General features: G+C 69.8%; 17 protein-coding genes and 1 pseudogene. 11 read left to right on the forward strand and 7 right to left on the reverse strand.

Translation table 11 applies throughout. The features are described 5' to 3' along the window. Window positions 1–151 precede the first annotated feature (151 nt). The 3 genes from OG734_RS15775 to OG734_RS15785 all read left to right on the forward strand — a co-directional run bounded on the left by OG734_RS15775 (window position 152) and on the right by OG734_RS15785 (window position 1,535). Entirely contained in the window at window positions 152–658 is a 507-nt protein-coding gene (locus OG734_RS15775; protein ID WP_330288135.1) for a MarR family winged helix-turn-helix transcriptional regulator, read from the forward strand. Window positions 659–786: 128 nt separating this feature from the next. Further along, window positions 787–1,290, forward strand: a complete 504-nt coding sequence (locus OG734_RS15780; RefSeq protein WP_330288136.1) for a sigma factor-like helix-turn-helix DNA-binding protein — start codon at window positions 787–789, stop codon at window positions 1,288–1,290. Continuing rightward, a complete protein-coding gene (locus tag OG734_RS15785; RefSeq protein ID WP_330288137.1) occupies window positions 1,287–1,535 on the forward strand; it encodes a hypothetical protein in 249 nt (82 codons plus the stop codon). The genes OG734_RS15780 and OG734_RS15785 overlap by 4 nt, the downstream gene beginning before the upstream one ends. Window positions 1,536–1,569: 34 nt before the next feature. Here the strand turns inward: OG734_RS15785 and OG734_RS15790 are convergent, their stop codons facing one another. Next, on the reverse strand, window positions 1,570–2,724 hold the full coding sequence (locus OG734_RS15790) for a cystathionine gamma-synthase (RefSeq protein ID WP_330288138.1): 1,155 nt from the start codon (window positions 2,722–2,724) through the stop codon (window positions 1,570–1,572). 443 nt (window positions 2,725–3,167) lie between these two features. Between OG734_RS15790 and OG734_RS15795 the strand changes: the two genes are divergently transcribed. From OG734_RS15795 to OG734_RS15805, 3 genes are all read left to right on the forward strand, one after another. Further along, entirely contained in the window at window positions 3,168–4,286 is a 1,119-nt protein-coding gene (locus OG734_RS15795) for a hypothetical protein (RefSeq protein ID WP_330288139.1), read from the forward strand. 205 nt (window positions 4,287–4,491) lie between these two features. Continuing rightward, window positions 4,492–6,159, forward strand: coding sequence for a M48 family metalloprotease (locus OG734_RS15800; protein WP_330288140.1), 1,668 nt, complete (start codon window positions 4,492–4,494; stop codon window positions 6,157–6,159). Further along, window positions 6,156–7,340, forward strand: coding sequence for a hypothetical protein (locus tag OG734_RS15805; RefSeq protein WP_330288141.1), 1,185 nt, complete (start codon window positions 6,156–6,158; stop codon window positions 7,338–7,340). Before OG734_RS15800 ends, OG734_RS15805 begins: the two co-directional genes overlap by 4 nt. A 121-nt stretch (window positions 7,341–7,461) precedes the next feature. Here OG734_RS15805 and msrA read toward each other — a convergent pair whose 3' ends face one another. The 3 genes from msrA to OG734_RS15820 all read right to left on the reverse strand — a co-directional run bounded on the left by msrA (window position 7,462) and on the right by OG734_RS15820 (window position 9,318). After that, window positions 7,462–7,974 carry a peptide-methionine (S)-S-oxide reductase MsrA gene (gene msrA, locus OG734_RS15810; protein ID WP_330288142.1) on the reverse strand — a complete coding sequence of 171 codons (513 nt, stop codon included), beginning with the start codon at window positions 7,972–7,974 and terminating at the stop codon, window positions 7,462–7,464. Between the two features lie 192 nt (window positions 7,975–8,166). Next, entirely contained in the window at window positions 8,167–8,994 is an 828-nt protein-coding gene (locus OG734_RS15815; protein WP_330288143.1) for a DUF6585 family protein, read from the reverse strand. A 198-nt stretch (window positions 8,995–9,192) separates the two neighbouring features. Next, window positions 9,193–9,318 carry a DUF1905 domain-containing protein gene (locus tag OG734_RS15820; RefSeq protein WP_330288144.1) on the reverse strand — a complete coding sequence of 42 codons (126 nt, stop codon included), beginning with the start codon at window positions 9,316–9,318 and terminating at the stop codon, window positions 9,193–9,195. 45 nt (window positions 9,319–9,363) lie between these two features. On the opposite strand from OG734_RS15820, the gene OG734_RS15825 reads away from it, so the two are divergent. Further along, window positions 9,364–9,942, forward strand: a complete 579-nt coding sequence (locus OG734_RS15825; protein WP_330288145.1) for an IS607 family transposase — start codon at window positions 9,364–9,366, stop codon at window positions 9,940–9,942. Next, window positions 9,939–11,399 (forward strand): IS607 family element RNA-guided endonuclease TnpB, encoded by a 1,461-nt coding sequence (gene tnpB / locus OG734_RS15830; RefSeq protein WP_330288146.1) that lies wholly within the window; start codon window positions 9,939–9,941, stop codon window positions 11,397–11,399. Before OG734_RS15825 ends, tnpB begins: the two co-directional genes overlap by 4 nt. Window positions 11,400–11,465: 66 nt before the next feature. Here the strand turns inward: tnpB and OG734_RS15835 are convergent. Then, window positions 11,466–11,648: pseudogene (locus OG734_RS15835) on the reverse strand (DUF1905 domain-containing protein); the annotation flags it as partial. 100 nt (window positions 11,649–11,748) lie between these two features. Further along, on the reverse strand, window positions 11,749–12,402 hold the full coding sequence (locus OG734_RS15840; protein WP_330288147.1) for an NADPH-dependent F420 reductase: 654 nt from the start codon (window positions 12,400–12,402) through the stop codon (window positions 11,749–11,751). Between the two features lie 99 nt (window positions 12,403–12,501). Here OG734_RS15840 and OG734_RS15845 point away from each other — a divergent pair, with 99 nt between their 5' ends. From OG734_RS15845 to OG734_RS15855, 3 genes are all read left to right on the forward strand, one after another. Then, window positions 12,502–12,879: a winged helix-turn-helix transcriptional regulator gene (locus OG734_RS15845; RefSeq protein ID WP_330293669.1), complete on the forward strand. Its 378-nt coding sequence runs from the start codon at window positions 12,502–12,504 to the stop codon at window positions 12,877–12,879. A 102-nt stretch (window positions 12,880–12,981) separates the two neighbouring features. Continuing rightward, a complete protein-coding gene (locus tag OG734_RS15850; RefSeq protein ID WP_330288148.1) occupies window positions 12,982–13,185 on the forward strand; it encodes a hypothetical protein in 204 nt (67 codons plus the stop codon). A 96-nt stretch (window positions 13,186–13,281) separates the two neighbouring features. After that, window positions 13,282–13,647 (forward strand): hypothetical protein, encoded by a 366-nt coding sequence (locus OG734_RS15855; RefSeq protein ID WP_330288149.1) that lies wholly within the window; start codon window positions 13,282–13,284, stop codon window positions 13,645–13,647. A gap of 272 nt (window positions 13,648–13,919) precedes the next feature. Here the strand turns inward: OG734_RS15855 and OG734_RS15860 are convergent, their stop codons facing one another. Further along, the gene (locus OG734_RS15860; RefSeq protein WP_330288150.1) at window positions 13,920–14,756 is read right to left on the reverse strand and encodes an MBL fold metallo-hydrolase; all 837 of its coding nucleotides are present in this window, start codon (window positions 14,754–14,756) and stop codon (window positions 13,920–13,922) included. Window positions 14,757–14,960: the final 204 nt, after the last annotated feature.

Raw genomic sequence — 14,960 nt, forward strand, 5'->3', positions numbered from 1 at the left:
GCAGTTCACAGGCGCGGGCTCGCGGTGTGACCAAGCTCCGAGATCGGTTTTCGCAGCGTCGGTACGGGCCGCCTTTCGGCCGCGTACCCTGTCCCCCAACCCAGCACCCCTTTGATGAAGCGAGCCCCCGGCCATGCCCACAACACCTGAAATGTCGATGGACATGACGACCGTCGGTGACAGCGGTCTCCTCGACACGTTGCAGCACGAGGTCGCGGTGTTCGCGCGCCGTGCCGAACAGACCCGGCTCGGGGGAGTCGGGCAGGTGCGCAACTCGATGGACCGTGCGGCATATCTGCTGCTCAACCGCCTCGACAAGGAAGGCCCGATGGGCGTCAAGGCGCTCGCCGCGAGCATGGGCATCGACTCGTCGACGGTCACCCGGCAGGTGGCTCCGCTCGTCGACACGGGCCTCGTCAAGCGCACTTCACACCCCGAGGACGGCCGGGCGGTGGTCCTCCAGCTGTCCCCGCGCGGGCTGTCGCGGCTGGAGGAAGTGCGGTCGTCGAGGCGTCAGTTGATGGCCGAGCTGACGCAGGAGTGGGCGCCGGAGGAGCGCGAGGTGTTCTGCACGCTCCTCACCCGCTTCAACACCGCGCTCTCCGCCCGCCAGGCGGCCCAGGGCATCCCGGTGGGGGAACCGGAGCCCAGCTCCTGACGCCGCCGGTGCCGAATCGTCGTGATCGGCGTCGTGCACACGCGTGCGTGGGTGCCTCCTGACCCTTGACCGGCGGCGGCATCTGGCCTCAGATGAGACCGGGTCCTTGTCGTACGGCGGGAGGCACGGTGCGAGAACGGCAGCCGTCCCGAGGTGCCGGCCCGGCCCGGGACTTCGAAGCGTTCGTCGCGGGCGCGGCGGGCCGACTGCTGCATACGGCCACGCTGCTCACGGCAGAGGCGCCGGGCGACAACCCGCGCGCGCGGCGCCTGCTCACGCACGCCTTCGCGCACACGTACGCGTGCTGGGACCGGATGCGCGGCGAGGACCCGTACGACCGGGCCCGCCAGTACCTCGCCGTCCGTTTCGCACGCGGGGCCTGGCACCAGTACGGCGGTCTCGGCCGGGCCCGCCCGCACCCCGGCAGCGCCCTGGCCCTGCTCACCCCCCAGCAACGGCTGGTCCTGGTCCTGCGGCTGTACGAGGGGGTCGGCGAGGAGCAGACGGCGGCGCTGCTCGGCCTGCCCACGGAACGCGTACACGCGATCTGCGACCGGGCGACGGCGACGCTTCTGCACCCGCCGCGGGGCCCGGCGCCGGCCGTGGCCGGCCCGAAGGTGGTGCCGTCATGAGCCGGCGGGACCGGGAGGTCGCCGCGCGGCAGGTCATGGAGGGTACGCCGCCTCCGGTGCCGCCGGACCTGTACGTGGAGGTCGTACGGCGCGGCAGCCGCATGCTGCGGCGCAGGCGGGCGGCACGGCGGCTGATGTGGGTGCTGCTGGTCGCCGCGGTGGTCGTCTTCGCCGTGTGGGCGGCGACGGTCCAGCCCTGGGTGGTGCCGCCGTCAGAGACGACACCACCCCCGACGGGCTGGTGAGACCCGGTCGCGGGGACCGGGTCACGGCCGGTGTCTAGCCGAGGGCCTGCTGGAGGTCCTGCAGGAGGTCGTCGACGTTCTCGATGCCCACGGAGAGGCGTACGAGGTCGCCCGGCACCTCCAGGGCCGACCCGGCGACGGACGCGTGTGTCATGCGCCCCGGGTGCTCGATCAGGGATTCCACGCCGCCGAGGGACTCGCCGAGTGTGAATACCTGGGCGCGGTTGCAGACCTCGACGGCCGCTTCCTCGCCGCCCTGGACCTGGAACGACACCATGCCGCCGAACGCCCGCATCTGCTTGGCGGCGACCTCGTGACCGGGGTGCTCCGGGAGCCCCGGGTACAGAACGCGCGTCACGCGCGCGTGCCGGGTGAGCATGTCGGCGATCCTGGTGGCGTTCTCGCTGTGCCGGTCCATCCGCACCGCGAGCGTCTTGGCGCCGCGCAGCACCAGCCAGGAGTCGAAGGGCCCGGCGACCGCGCCCATCGCGTTCTGGTGGTACGCCAGTTCCTCGCCGAGTTCCTGGTCACCGGTGACCAGCGCGCCACCGACGACGTCCGAGTGGCCGCCCATGTACTTGGTCAGGGAGTGCACGACGACGTCCGCGCCGAGCGCCAGCGGCTGCTGGAGATAGGGCGTGGCGAAGGTGTTGTCGACGACGAGCCGGGCGCCGGCCTCGCGGGCGATCTGCGCGACGGCGGCGATGTCGGTGATGCCCAGGAGGGGGTTGGAGGGGGTCTCCACCCACACGACCTTGGTCTTCGGGGTGAGGGCGGCGCGTACGGCGGCGGGGTCGCTGGTGTCGGCGACCGACCACTCCACTCCCCACCGGGCGACGACCTTCGCGAAGAGACGGAACGTGCCGCCGTAGGCGTCATTGGGGATGACCACGTGGTCACCGGGGCTGAGCAGCGTACGCAACAGGCAGTCCTCGGCCGCCAGTCCGGACGCGAACGCGAGACCACGGCGACCGCCCTCCAGGGCCGCGAGGTTCTCTTCGAGGGCGGTACGGGTCGGATTGGCGCTGCGGCTGTACTCGTAACCGCCGCGCAGCCCGCCGACGCCGTCCTGCTTGTAGGTCGAGACCTGGTAGATCGGCGGGACGACCGCGCCGGTGAGGGGATCCGCGGTGTTGCCCGCGTGGATCGCGAGGGTCTCGAAGTGCTGACTGATGTGCCTGTCGCTCATGTGCACCGAGGGTAGTGCGCCCGCGGGTTTGGTGACGGCCACGGCCTCTGGAGGCTGGGACTGGTTGGATCCGGGGCCGGGGTGAGCGGGCTCGGGGATCGAGGGCGGACCGGCACGGGACGCACGACGGACCGGAGAGGTTTGCGGCCCGGCGGACCGAGCGCTAGTGGCACGGGCCGAATGCGGGCCCCAGGGCAGATCGGTCTGGTGCCGGGCGAACCGGGACCGGCTCCGGGATATCCGGGTTGCTGGGGCGGTTCAGGGCCGCAGCGGGCCCCGGGGGCGGACCGGCACGGGACGGAACCGGGGTGCCGGGACGGGCCCGCCGGCCGGCCGGACGGCTCCAGAGGGCTCCGGAACGCTTCCTGAGGTCTTTGTCCCGACTGTCCCGACTATTCCGACCGGGTTCGCCAATTGTCAGAGGCGTCTGGTTCGCTTGAGGCATGGAGATTCTCTGGGTCCTGATGGCGCTGGTCATGATCGGCTTCGTGGTGTTGCCGTTCATGCGGCGCAGGAGTGCCGGTATTCAGCAGGTCGCCCCCGGTGACCCGGACGCCGCGGACCCGGCGAACTACGGCTTCGTCCGGCAGGAGGCACTGGACATCCGTATGCCCGGCCCCGACCAGGACCTGCTGGACGTCCTGGACGTCGTGCAGCGCACGCAGGACTACAGAGCGGCGGCGCAGCTGCTGGCCGGCACGGAGAAGGACGGCGAGCGGCGCTGGCAGCGCGTACAGGCCTTCGCGGGCGCCGCGTCGCTGGAGCTGCAGCAGCGCCCCGGCGGGGTGAGCGAGTCGCCTGGCGGCCAGTGGCTGCGGGTGTGGCGGACGGAGGCGCCCAAGGACGCGGGCGGCGCGGCGGTGCACGCGGAGTTCCTGGTGCAGCAGGCGTGGCGGACGTCGACGCCCGGGACGGACGAGTTCCGGATCATCATGGAGGAGGCGAAGGCGGCGTGCGGCGACGCGGCGCTCCTCTCCCCCGGTGACCCGGTCCCGTACATCGTCGAGCTGTCGGTCGCGCGCGGACTGGCGTACTCCCGGCCGGAGTTCGAGCAGCTCTGGCTGAAGATCCTCGACCGCGCGCCGGAACACATGGGGGCCCATCTCGCGGCCCTGCACTACTGGTGCGAGAAGTGGCACGGCTCGCGGGCGCTGGCGATGTCGTTCGCTGAAGCGGCGGCGGCCCGTGCTCCGCAGGGCTCGCTGCTTGCGGCGATGCCCCTGTTCGCGGTCTTCGAGCATCTCCCGGAGGTGAACCTGGTCAGCGGCTTCTACCAGAGCGAGGTGGTGACGAAGTCGATCCACGGCGCCCTGTACGCGGTCCACGCGGCCCGGCCGGGCGACCCGATGCTGGCTCACGTACGTCACCTGCTGATCTTCTTCCTGGTGCGCTCCGAGCGCTGGGCGGAGGCGATGAACCAGCTGGTGCACGTCGACGGCCATGTGGGCGCCCTCCCGTGGACCCTCACCGCCGACCCGGCGGGGGAGTTCGCGGTGTACCGGGCACTGGCGGTGGCGGGGTACGAGGCGAACGGCGGCAGTCCGGCGACGCTGCTGAAGTGAGGGAGGGGGCAGGGCAGGGAGAGGGCAGGGGAACGTCCGCGAGGGGGCCCGCGGGTAAGTGGACACCGGGTGGCATGGTCATGTCTTGCCTGCCCCCGGGCCTGTAGGCGATACTCCGCTTTCCCCCACCCGCCGGTCATGACCCCACCGCTCGGCCGCGCGCCCTTCCTACCGTCCCCGTTCCCCGTGGAGGGATCCCGGCCCGATGGGCTCGACCCTGCGCGCGCTGCGCGCTCTCGTACTGCTCGCCGGCTTCTATCTGCTCGGCGTGCTCCTGCTGGCGGTGCTCGCCGGCACCGACTACCTGCTCTTCGCGCACGCGCCGGCCGCCGTCGCGACCAAGCTGGCCGTCGTCTCCGTACTGCTGGCGATTCCGTTGGTCCGCGGCCTGCTCATGCTGCGTACACCGAAGGGCGAGGAGCCCTCGGGGCTGCCCGTGTCCGAGGCGGACGAGCCGGAACTCTGGCGCACTGTAAGGGAGTTGGCCGACCAGGTCGACACCCGCGCCCCGTCCCGCATCGTCCTCACCGGCGACGTCAACGCCGCCGTCAGCGAGGACGCCCACCTGCTCGGCCTTCTGCCCGGTCCGCGCCGGCTCTACCTCGGCGTACCCCTCATGCAGGGCCTGACCGAGGCCCAGCTGCGCGCGGTCCTCGCCCACGAACTCGGCCACTACGCCGGCTCCGACACCCGCCTGGCCGCCCTCACCCTGCGCGGACGCGTCCAACTCCAGCGCACGGTAAGGAACTTCGAGGAGCGCGCGGGCAGCACGGAGGCCCGGGAGCGGGCCCGGCAGGAGCGCAAGAACGCCAAGGCCGAGGCCAGGGGCAAGGAAGCGCGGGAGATCGACACGGGCGGCGCGGGCATCACGTATCGCACACTGGCCCGGATCTACACCGCGTACGCCAAGCTGTACCTCCGCGCCACACTCACCGACTCCCGCCGCCAGGAGTACGCCGCCGACGCCTCGGCCGCCCGGATCACCGGCCGCGACGCCATCGCGTCGGCACTGCGCGAAATCCCGGTGCTGGACGGCGCGTTCGGGTTCTACGTGCGCAGCTACGCCACCCTCGGCACCGACGCCGGGCTGCTGCCGCCGCGCGGTGAGGTGTTCGGCGGCTTCGGCCGGATGCTGACCGCCCGCCAGCTCGAACTGGCGGGCCTGCGCAGCGAGTTGTCCACGGAACCGGCCTCGCCGTACGACTCCCACCCGCCCGTCGCCGACCGTGTACGCCGGATCGAGCTGCTCCCCGCCGACGGCCGCGCGGACGAGGCCCACGGCGCGGCCATCAGCCTCCTCACGGACGAGGAGCGCACGTACGCGGCACTGGAGGACGCGGTCCTCACGGACGAGGTACGGCTGTTGCCGCGTACCGCCGACTGGCAGGAACTCCTCGACGACGCGATGGCGGGCAACCTCGCCGCCCTCAACACCCCGCTGCACCGTGCCCTGGCCCTCTACACGAAGAGCCGTCCCGCGCTCCCGGCCCTGCTCACCCTCATCGACAACGGCCAACTGTGGCAGCTGGCACGCCGGTTGCCGCTGTCGGACGAGGCGGCCGCGGCGAAGGGGCGGGCGTTCCGCGAGTTCGTACGCCCGACCCTGCACAACTCGCTGCACAGCATGGTGATGGCGGAGTTCAGCGCGCGGTCGCGGATGCGCTGGGAGTTCTCCTGGGCGCAGCCGGCGAAGGCCCGCCTGCTCCCGGCGCCGGGCGGCACGCCGGACGACGGTGACCCGGGGCTCGACGCCGCGATCGCCACCGCCGTGGACAGGGCTCTCGCCGACCCGCCGGACACCGTCCCGCTGCGCGCCCTGCTACCCCCGGCTCCCCGCGACCCCGCCTCCCGAGAAACGGACGCCCCCCGATGACCGTACTGCTGTGGATCCTGGGCATCCTGGCCGTGCCCACCCTGATCGTCGTGCTCTGGCTGGGCGGGGTGTTCGTCAAGGAGTTCGCCGCTCAGACGTCGGGAACCGGCGGCAGCGAGAACGGTGACGGCGGTGCGGAGGCCGCCGAGCAACTCGGACTGCTCCCCGCCGAACGCCAGAGCACGAAGTCCGCGGGACCGCTGCCGGTCGGCTGGGACGCGGCGCTCGACGCGGTACGGGGCGGCGGCGACGGCAGCTGGAAGGCGGCCGCCGAACTGCTGCGCGCCATCGGCCGGGACTGGGAGCGCCGTTCCCTCGCCACCTACCTGCTGGCGGACATCGCAGCCGAGGACGACGGCTGGCTGCTCGCCTGGGAGGCCGCCGGGCCGAACAGCCCTGACGACCCGGACGCGGCCCTGGTCCGGGCCCGCAGCACGGTGATCCTCGCCTGGAACATCCGGGGCGCCAAGGTGGCCAGCAACACGACGGGCGAACAGTTCGCGGGATTCCACCGGTTGCTGCAGCGCTCCCGCGAGGAGACAGCCAGGGCCGCGGCTCTCAACCCGGACGACCCGACCCCGTACGTCACGGAGATCTGGACCGCGCTCGGGCTCGGCTACCCCCACTCCGAGATGGACAGGCTGTGGTCGCAGCTCACCGCCCGCGACCCGCACCACTACGAGGCCCACTTCTCGGCGCTGCAGTACTGGTGCAAGAAGTGGCGCGGCTCGGAGCAGCTCGCGACCGAGTTCGCCGAGCGCGCTGCGGCCTCCGCCCCGCTGGGCAGCCTGTTGACGGTCCTCCCGCTGATCGCCCACTTCGAACACGACGACTCCGACAAATCCGCCGACAGCGCCGCCGACCGCACCCCCGAGATGATCGCCCGCGTGAACGCCGGCCTGGCCGACGCCGCAGCGGCCGACCCGACCCACCCGCGCCTGCCGGAACTCCGGCACCTCCTGGCGTACTACCTCGCCCTCCAGGACCGCGACGAGGCCGCGATCGAGCAGTTCAGACTGGTCGACGGGTACGTGGAAGCCCTGCCGTGGCGCTATCACGGCGCGGGGATGACGGCGCGCTACTGCCGTATCCGGAACCTGTCGGCGCAGGCGGTCGTGTCGGCGGGGGCGAAACAGGAGGCCACGGGGGCGGGGGCGGGACTCGGGGCCATGGCGGACTGACCCAGCCGGCCGCAGCGACGGTTACGGACGGCATGCGGGCGGCGTCGATGGCGCCGCCACCACCTCGGCCGGTCGGCCGGTCGGCCGGTTTGCCTCCGCCTTCCGCCTGGCCGCCGCGCGGTCAGCCCTCCGTGCGGGCGGGCAGTCGCCATCCCGGGCGCGGGAAGTGGCAGGTGTAGCCGTTCGGGTAACGCTGCAGATAGTCCTGGTGCTCGGGCTCGGCCTCCCAGAAAGGGCCGACCGGCTCCACCTCGGTGACGACCTTGCCCGGCCACAGTCCGGAGGCGTCCACATCAGCGATCGTGTCCTCGGCGACCCGCTTCTGCTCGTCATCCACGTAGTAGATCGCCGAGCGGTAGCTGAGACCGATGTCGTTGCCCTGGCGGTTCTTGGTGCTGGGGTCGTGGATCTGGAAGAAGAACTCCAGGAGGGCGCGGAAATCGGTGCCCGCGGGGTCGAAAAGGATCTCAATGGCCTCCGCGTGCGTGCCGTGGTTCCGGTACGTCGCGTTCGCCACGTCCCCGCCGGTGTATCCGACCCGGGTCGCCGTCACGCCCGGGAGTCGGCGGATCAGGTCCTCCATCCCCCAGAAGCATCCACCCGCCAGCACCGCCCTCTGCGTCTGCGCAGTCATCGAGGCCCCTCCAGTATCTGTAGCTCGGTCACTCGGGCCACTCGGTTCACACACCACCGGCATGCCATGCCCACTCCCCTCAACGCGCGAGGGTTCCAGGCGATTCCGTGCCCGCCCGACAGCCCCTGCCGACCTGGTCCGCGGGGCCAGCTCAGTTCTGATGGGTAGTGGTCGGGACGAGCGGCCTCCGACTCACCCGGTCTGCCGCGCAGCCCGCCACAAGGCGTCCGACACGGTGAGGAACAGAACAGCGTCCGGCACGGCCTCGACCGGCTCTCGGACCGGCTTACGCTCACCGGTCACCACCACGCAGACGGTCGATCCCATCAGCTCGATCTCGCTGATCTTCTTCCAGTCCATGACAGTGCCCTCGTGCTCGAGTCCGGCCAGGCTCACCGTGAACGGCCCGAACTCCACTCGCCCACCGGTCTCCAACAACGCGCCCAGTTCGGCCATTCGGACCGTGGCGTCCTCTTCGGCGATCCGGTTCTGGATCGCGACCCAGCTGTTCGCGATCAGGGCGCCGATTTCCTGAGCGTCGGGTGTGTCACCCGACACCATGAAGTTGCCGACGGGCATCTGGACGTACACGGAATGTGTAGTGGACATGGTGACCCCGTTGCGTACGAGGTCCGTCGCCTGACGCTGACATCCGGTGATCTCGTCCCAGGCCCCGGCGATCGGTGGCTGCGAACCGTACTGGTAGACGACACCATTCTCGAAAACGGCACACCATGCGACCGGTCTGAACCGTGCGACCAGGGGGACGGCAATCGCCCCGAGAAAGGTGCACGCGCCGAGGATGATGAAGAGGATCGCGTTCGTCCATTCACTCTCACCACTGATGACGAAAAACATCATCACGCAGAACGCCGTGACGAGGAGGAGCATGAACGAGCCCCACCAGGACACCGCACTGGTCCGTGTGCGAAAGGCGTATCGACCGGCGCCGAGTTGCCGCTCCACCGCCGCGCCCGGCACGGTTTCCGGGATCTCGCCCCATGGATTTCGAGCCCCCATCGTCACTCCCCCGCGCACTGCTGTATCCCAACAGGCCCGCCAACAAGTCGAGTTGACGATCCAGAACGTCGTCGAGATGCTACGGCGTCTGGCTGGAAACCGGTAGACGACTGTCGCCAACATGGATCAACAAGCCGCACGGGCAGACCACAACCAGTTCACCGGCACTGTGACTGCGGACCCTGGCGGGGTGGGGATTCATTGGAGGGAGACGGTCATCTTCACTGTCACGTCATCCCCTGCTGCAAGGGCGCACTGCTTGCGCACAGCGACCTTGAGGGGCAGCAGGTAGCCGCTGTCCTTGGGGTGGACAACAGTTCCCATTTCTTTCAGTGGATATCCAGTATTCTCAGTGAATAGCCTGATGTCGTGAAGCTTTCCGAGTGGGCAGTACGCAACGGCGTGCATTACCAGACCGCGTGGACCTGGGCGAGAGAGGGCCGTATGCCGGTCCCGGTCGTCCAGACGCCGTCCGGTACTTGGCTGGTGACCGAGCCCGCCGCGTCGGCTGCCGGGCGGGTCGTGGCGTACTGCCGTGTCTCGTCCGGTGACCAGGAAGCGGACCTGGAACGTCAGGTCGCCCGTACCGTGCAGGGTGCAACGGCCCAGGGGTATGCGGTCGCTGATGTGGTGACGGAGGTCGGCTCGGGGGTGGACGGGCGCCGCCGCAAGCTGCACCGGCTGCTCGCCGATCCGGGTGTGGGGACGATCGTGGTCGAGCACCGGGACCGCCTCGCCCGGTTCGGCGTCGAACACCTGGAAGCCGCTCTCTCCGCCACCGGACGGCGCCTGCTTGTCCTCGACCCGGCAGAGACCGCCGACGACCTCGCAGGGGACATCACCGAGGTCCTGACCTCGATGTGCGCCCGCCTGTACGGCCGTAGTTCCGCGCACAACCGCGCCGCCCGGGCCGTCGCCGCCGCCACTGGTCCGGAGGCGGCCGGATGAAGAAATTCACGCCGCAGCCGGGTTTCACCGTCCTCGCGCACAAGCTCGCACTGGACCCGAACGCCACGACCACCCGCCACCTGCACTCGCACGCAGGTGCCGCGCGAGCAGCGTACAACTGGGCGGTCGCGTACATCACCGCCGCGTGGTGGCAGCGCAAGGCCGAGCAGTCGTACGGCATCTGCGAGGACGAGCTGACGCCGTGGCGGTCGTGGTCGCTGCCCTCTCTGCGCAAGGCGTTCAACGAGGACAAGCGCATCAACGCGCGTTTTGCCGGCTGGTGGGAGGAGAACTCCAAGGAGGCGTACAACACCGGCCTGGCAAACGCGTCGGCGGCGTTCGACAACTATGCGAAGTCGAAGAGCGGCAAGCGCAAGGGCCCAAAGATGGGTATCCCCCGCTTCAAGCCGAAACGGAAAGCGTGCCTGGCCTGCCGGTTCACCACCGGAACGATCCGCATCGAGCCTGACGGCAGGCACATCACCCTGCCCAGGATCGGCACCGTGCGCCTCCACGAGAACCGAGCTGACCTGCGAGCTCTTATCGACGCGGGGAACATGCGGGTCCTGTCTGCGACCGCATGCCTGGACCGGGGCCGCTGGTTCGTGTCTCTCCAGGTCGAGCAGAAGCACCAGCTGGTGAAAGTGACCCGTCCGGATGCGGCGGTCGGTATCGACCTCGGCATCAAGACCCTCGCCGTCTACGCGGACAGCGACGGTGTTCTCAGCGAGGAGCCGAACCCACGCCACCTCGACCGCGCCCAGAAGCAGTTGCGCCATGCCAGCCGTGCCGTCTCGCGCCGACAGGGGCCGGACCGGCGCACCGGGCAGCAGGCATCGAAGCGCTGGGAAAAGGCCAATCAGGCGCGGAACAAGATCCATCACCGGGTCGCGAACCTCCGCGAGGACACCCTCCACAAGATGACGACCCGCCTCGCTTCCCAGTACGGCACGATCGTCGTCGAAGACCTCAACGTCGCCGGAATGGGCCGCAACCGGCGCCTGTCCCGCCGGATCGCGGATGCCTCGTTCGGCGAGATCCGACGCCAGCTCACCTACAAAACCCGTCGGCACGGTACGCGCCTTGTCGTCGCCGACCGCTTCTTCCCCTCCTCGAAGACCTGCTCACGCTGCGGTGTGGTGAAAGCCAAACTGCCCCTCAGCATGCGCGTCTTCGAGTGCGACAACTGCGGCCTCGTCCTTGACCGGGACGCCAACGCAGGACACAACCTGGTCGCCCTCGCGGCCCGCACGACAGGTACCGGAGTGGCCGGAGACCTGGACAACGCCGTCGAGGCGGAGTCGAAGCCCCGTGGAGCCGACCGCAAGACCCGCACCACCCGCCCGCGCCGCAAAGCCGGGACGGGGCAGGCAGGTGGCGCAATCCCCAGCCCCCGGGCCGGGAAGGAAACGGGAGACCGTCAACAGGCCACCAGGACGCAACTCGCACTCTGGTGAAACCGTTACGGACCATTCCGGCAGAAACGCCGGGATTACTGAGAGCACTTGATGATCAAAGCAACGGAAGAGTGATGTCTGGAAGACGACCTCGCCCATCTGAACCTCTACTGGGATCACGCCCCAGCCGTAGGTGACCATTGCGGCCACCTCGCGGATGTCGGCGGAATCCTCGTCCGGCACAGGAACGAAGTAGTACGGCGACGGTCCGCGCCATTCGACCACTCGGCCGGAAAAGATCAACTCCATCAGGCCAGTCTCCTGCCTCGGTGGCGGCAACGTCACGTGATCGGCCTGCCGAAGGACAGGATTTCTCCGTCGCAGGGAATTCGGCCTGGTACGCCGCCTACTACGCACCCGATGACTGTGAAGGGACCTGAGGGACGGCGGAGTTGGGGTCGAAGCCCGCGAAAGCCAGGCCGATGACGAAACCCGCCACCTCCTCCAACTGACGGACGCGATCCAGCGCCCCCAGAGTCGCCGGGATCCCGCCGACGTCACGGACCAGTTCGCCGACGACACGCAGCGCCGTCGGGTCGTCGCCGCACATCGCCACCGTCACCCGGGACCGGCCGCCGTCGGGCGGGCTTGTCCACTGGCCGGCGGGGAAGAGATGGAACGCCTTCACGACCTGGGCGCCTGGAGCGAGCCCGGCGATCCGCCCCGCCATCGACTCCCCCTGTCCGGTGAGCAGAGTGCCGACACCATGTGCGACAGCGTTCGTGGGATCGATCAACGGCGTCCCGTCGAGTACGCCGTCCGACGCGCCCACCGATTTCAGAGTGTCCTCGACACCGTCCCATGACACGGCGAGCAGCACCGCATCGCGCCCGACGACCACCTCACGCGGCGGAACGGCGAGCACCCTGTGCCCCAGCCGCTCGGCAAGCCTCTCCGCCTTCACCTGCGACCGCCCGCCGATCGCCACCTCATGCCCCGCACGTGCCCAGCCCTCGCCCAGGGCCGCCGCAAGTGTCCCCGTTCCCAGGATCCCGATGCGCATCGTCGCCGCCTCTCAAACAGTGATTGGTTGGGTAGGCACGGTATGCAGAGCGTTACGCACTGATCGGTGCGTGACCAACACCGGATGATGGGCGGCGAGATGACTGATCACGACGCCCACTGCCTCGATTTCGTCGCCGACTGCCGTCTGCGCGCGGCCACTGATCTCTTCAGCCACACCTGGGATCCCGTCGTACTGGCGGCTCTTCGCGTGGGGTCGCGCCGACGCCGTGAGCTGCGCACCGCGATCGGTGGCATCAGCGACAAGGTTCTTACCGAGTCCCTGCACCGTCTGCTCGCCGCCGGACTGGTCGAACGCCACGCACACGCCGAGGCGCCGCCTCGCGTCGAGTACGCCCTGACCAGCTTGGGACAGAGTTTGGTCGAGGGCCCGATGATGACGCTCGGCCGCTGGGCGATCGAGCACGCTGACGAGCTTCTCGAAGCCCAGGAGAGCAGCGCCTCAAAAGGTCTGTGAGCACGGCCCGGCTCGCTGCGCGGAGCCTGGCGAAGGAGACCGGGCGCCGACTGACGCGGCTGGGCAGACGGCGACTACGGGCGGCCCAGCAGGGCGAGGATTTTGGCGGACTACGTCTTCGGCGGTCCCGCTGCCCTCCCGAACGGCCCGGTCCGACGCGGCGTCGTCAGCGCACGGCCGGTCCCGTCCGGTCTGGGCCGGGCTCTGATCCGCATGGGCAAGGCCCTGGACTCCGACTCCGACTCCGACTCCGACACCGGCTCGGGCAGCAACTTCAGCTGTGGTGGTGGGAGCGGCTGTGACTGAGCCGCCTACTGGGCTGGGCTCTTGGCGTCGCGTGACTCGTCGTAGGATCTCCCGCTGTTGGTCGGCACAGTCTTCGGCACAGTCTGGGGGGCGTACATGGAAAGACCGGACGACCGCATCCCATCCGTTCTGCGCTTCGCCGCGGAACTCGTCGCCTGGGTGGCCACCCCGTGGGCCTTGTCCACGTACTCGTGGCTGCTCGCCGTCCTGGCCGTGGTGGTGCTGGTCGGTCTGCCGACCGTCTTCTCGACGCCGGGGGACAAGGCACAGGTGATCATCCCTGTCTCGGGTACGGTCACGATCCTGCTCGTGCTGCTCCAACTCGCTGCTGCCGTGATCGCCGCGTGGTCGGTATGGCCCGTCTATGCGGCAGTCCTCGTGTCTCTCCTGGTGGCCGCCACCCTCGTCACGGAACGCCGACGGTGGTGGTGGCTACTCTCCACGGACCGGCACACCGGCTGATCAGCGGGCGCTGCGCGATCGGCGTGACACGTTCCAGAGCGCTGGCGCCCCGGTCGCCACGCGCGGACAAGGAGCACGGCGCTGCGGCGATTGCCGCACGCTGAGGCGGCCGGCGACTTCGACGCCTTCTCTGTCGAGGGACACTCGGCCCAGTACGCCGCCTACTACACGCCGTGAGGCCGTGACCCCGTCGAGACGCACTCGGGGGTGTCTCGCCCGACCGGTGTTGCTCCGGCATCGGAACTCGGCCGCTGCCCGAGGCGGCGTTGGAGTCATGCCGGGCTGCCGGGTGCGGGCTGGTGCGCACCGCCGGTGGGCTCGAACCCGGCCAGCATCTGTTCCAGCGCCGCCTGGTCCGGCCCAATGAACGCCGATTCTCCTGGTGCCGAGCCCAGCGTGTCGATCATCGCCCCGGTTACTCCCGGGGCCGGCGGCAGATGCGTGGAGAGGACGAGCTCCGGATTCCTGTCCCGCAGCAGTCGGAAGGTATCGAGAAACTTCTGGACGTCCACGTTGTGCACCCACGGGCTGTCGACCGTGGCCCACAGCAGTTGTGCGGCCCGCAAGTCCTCGACCCCGACCGCGCGGACGTCGTCAGCCTGTGCCAGTTCGGTACTGGACATCGGCCCACCGAAGCAGTCGGAGCTGAAACAGACGCCCGACCGGTCGTCGAAGAGGCCAACGGTCGCCGGGTTGTCGAACAACGGCGGTCTGAACCCCGTGAGGGTACGGTCGCCGACATCCAGGCTCTGGCCCGGATTGAGCAGATACAGACGATCTAGCGGCAGCGGCCGCTCACAGGACATGAGCCCGGCGGAGAGAAACGTGGTCACGACACGCGCCTCGGGCGCCGCAGCGAGGAGGTCGAAGATCCCACCCGTGTGATCACGATCCGGGTGCGTGAGCCAGATCCATCGCACATCGGCCGGATCCACCACGGAACCGACCGCCTCCAGGAAGTTCCGGTCGGGCAGACCGAGTCCCGTGTCGATGACGACGGGCTGCGCAGCGAGCAGTACGAAGGCGTTCACCGGGAGGTGCCCAATCCCCGGCACCTCAAGGCTGTCAGTCAGAACGCTGATGTCCGGGCGGACCTTGTGAACCGGCATGTCGCATCTCCACGTCCCCCAGGACAGTGATCGCGCCGCGGCCTGCTTTTCCATCGTCCTCCCTTCCCCCAGGCTCCGCATCCCCGGCCACGACACCCGGGCGGACGCGGCAGCCGAGGGGCATGGCCGCGCGGCCTCGTCGGGATCGGTGTCTCCTGCCCGATCGGCGTGGCCAGATCGGATGGCTGTACAGCGGTGGCTCCT

Origin of the sequence: Streptomyces sp. NBC_00576, from assembly GCF_036345175.1 — a bacterium.
Lineage (GTDB): Bacteria > Actinomycetota > Actinomycetes > Streptomycetales > Streptomycetaceae > Streptomyces.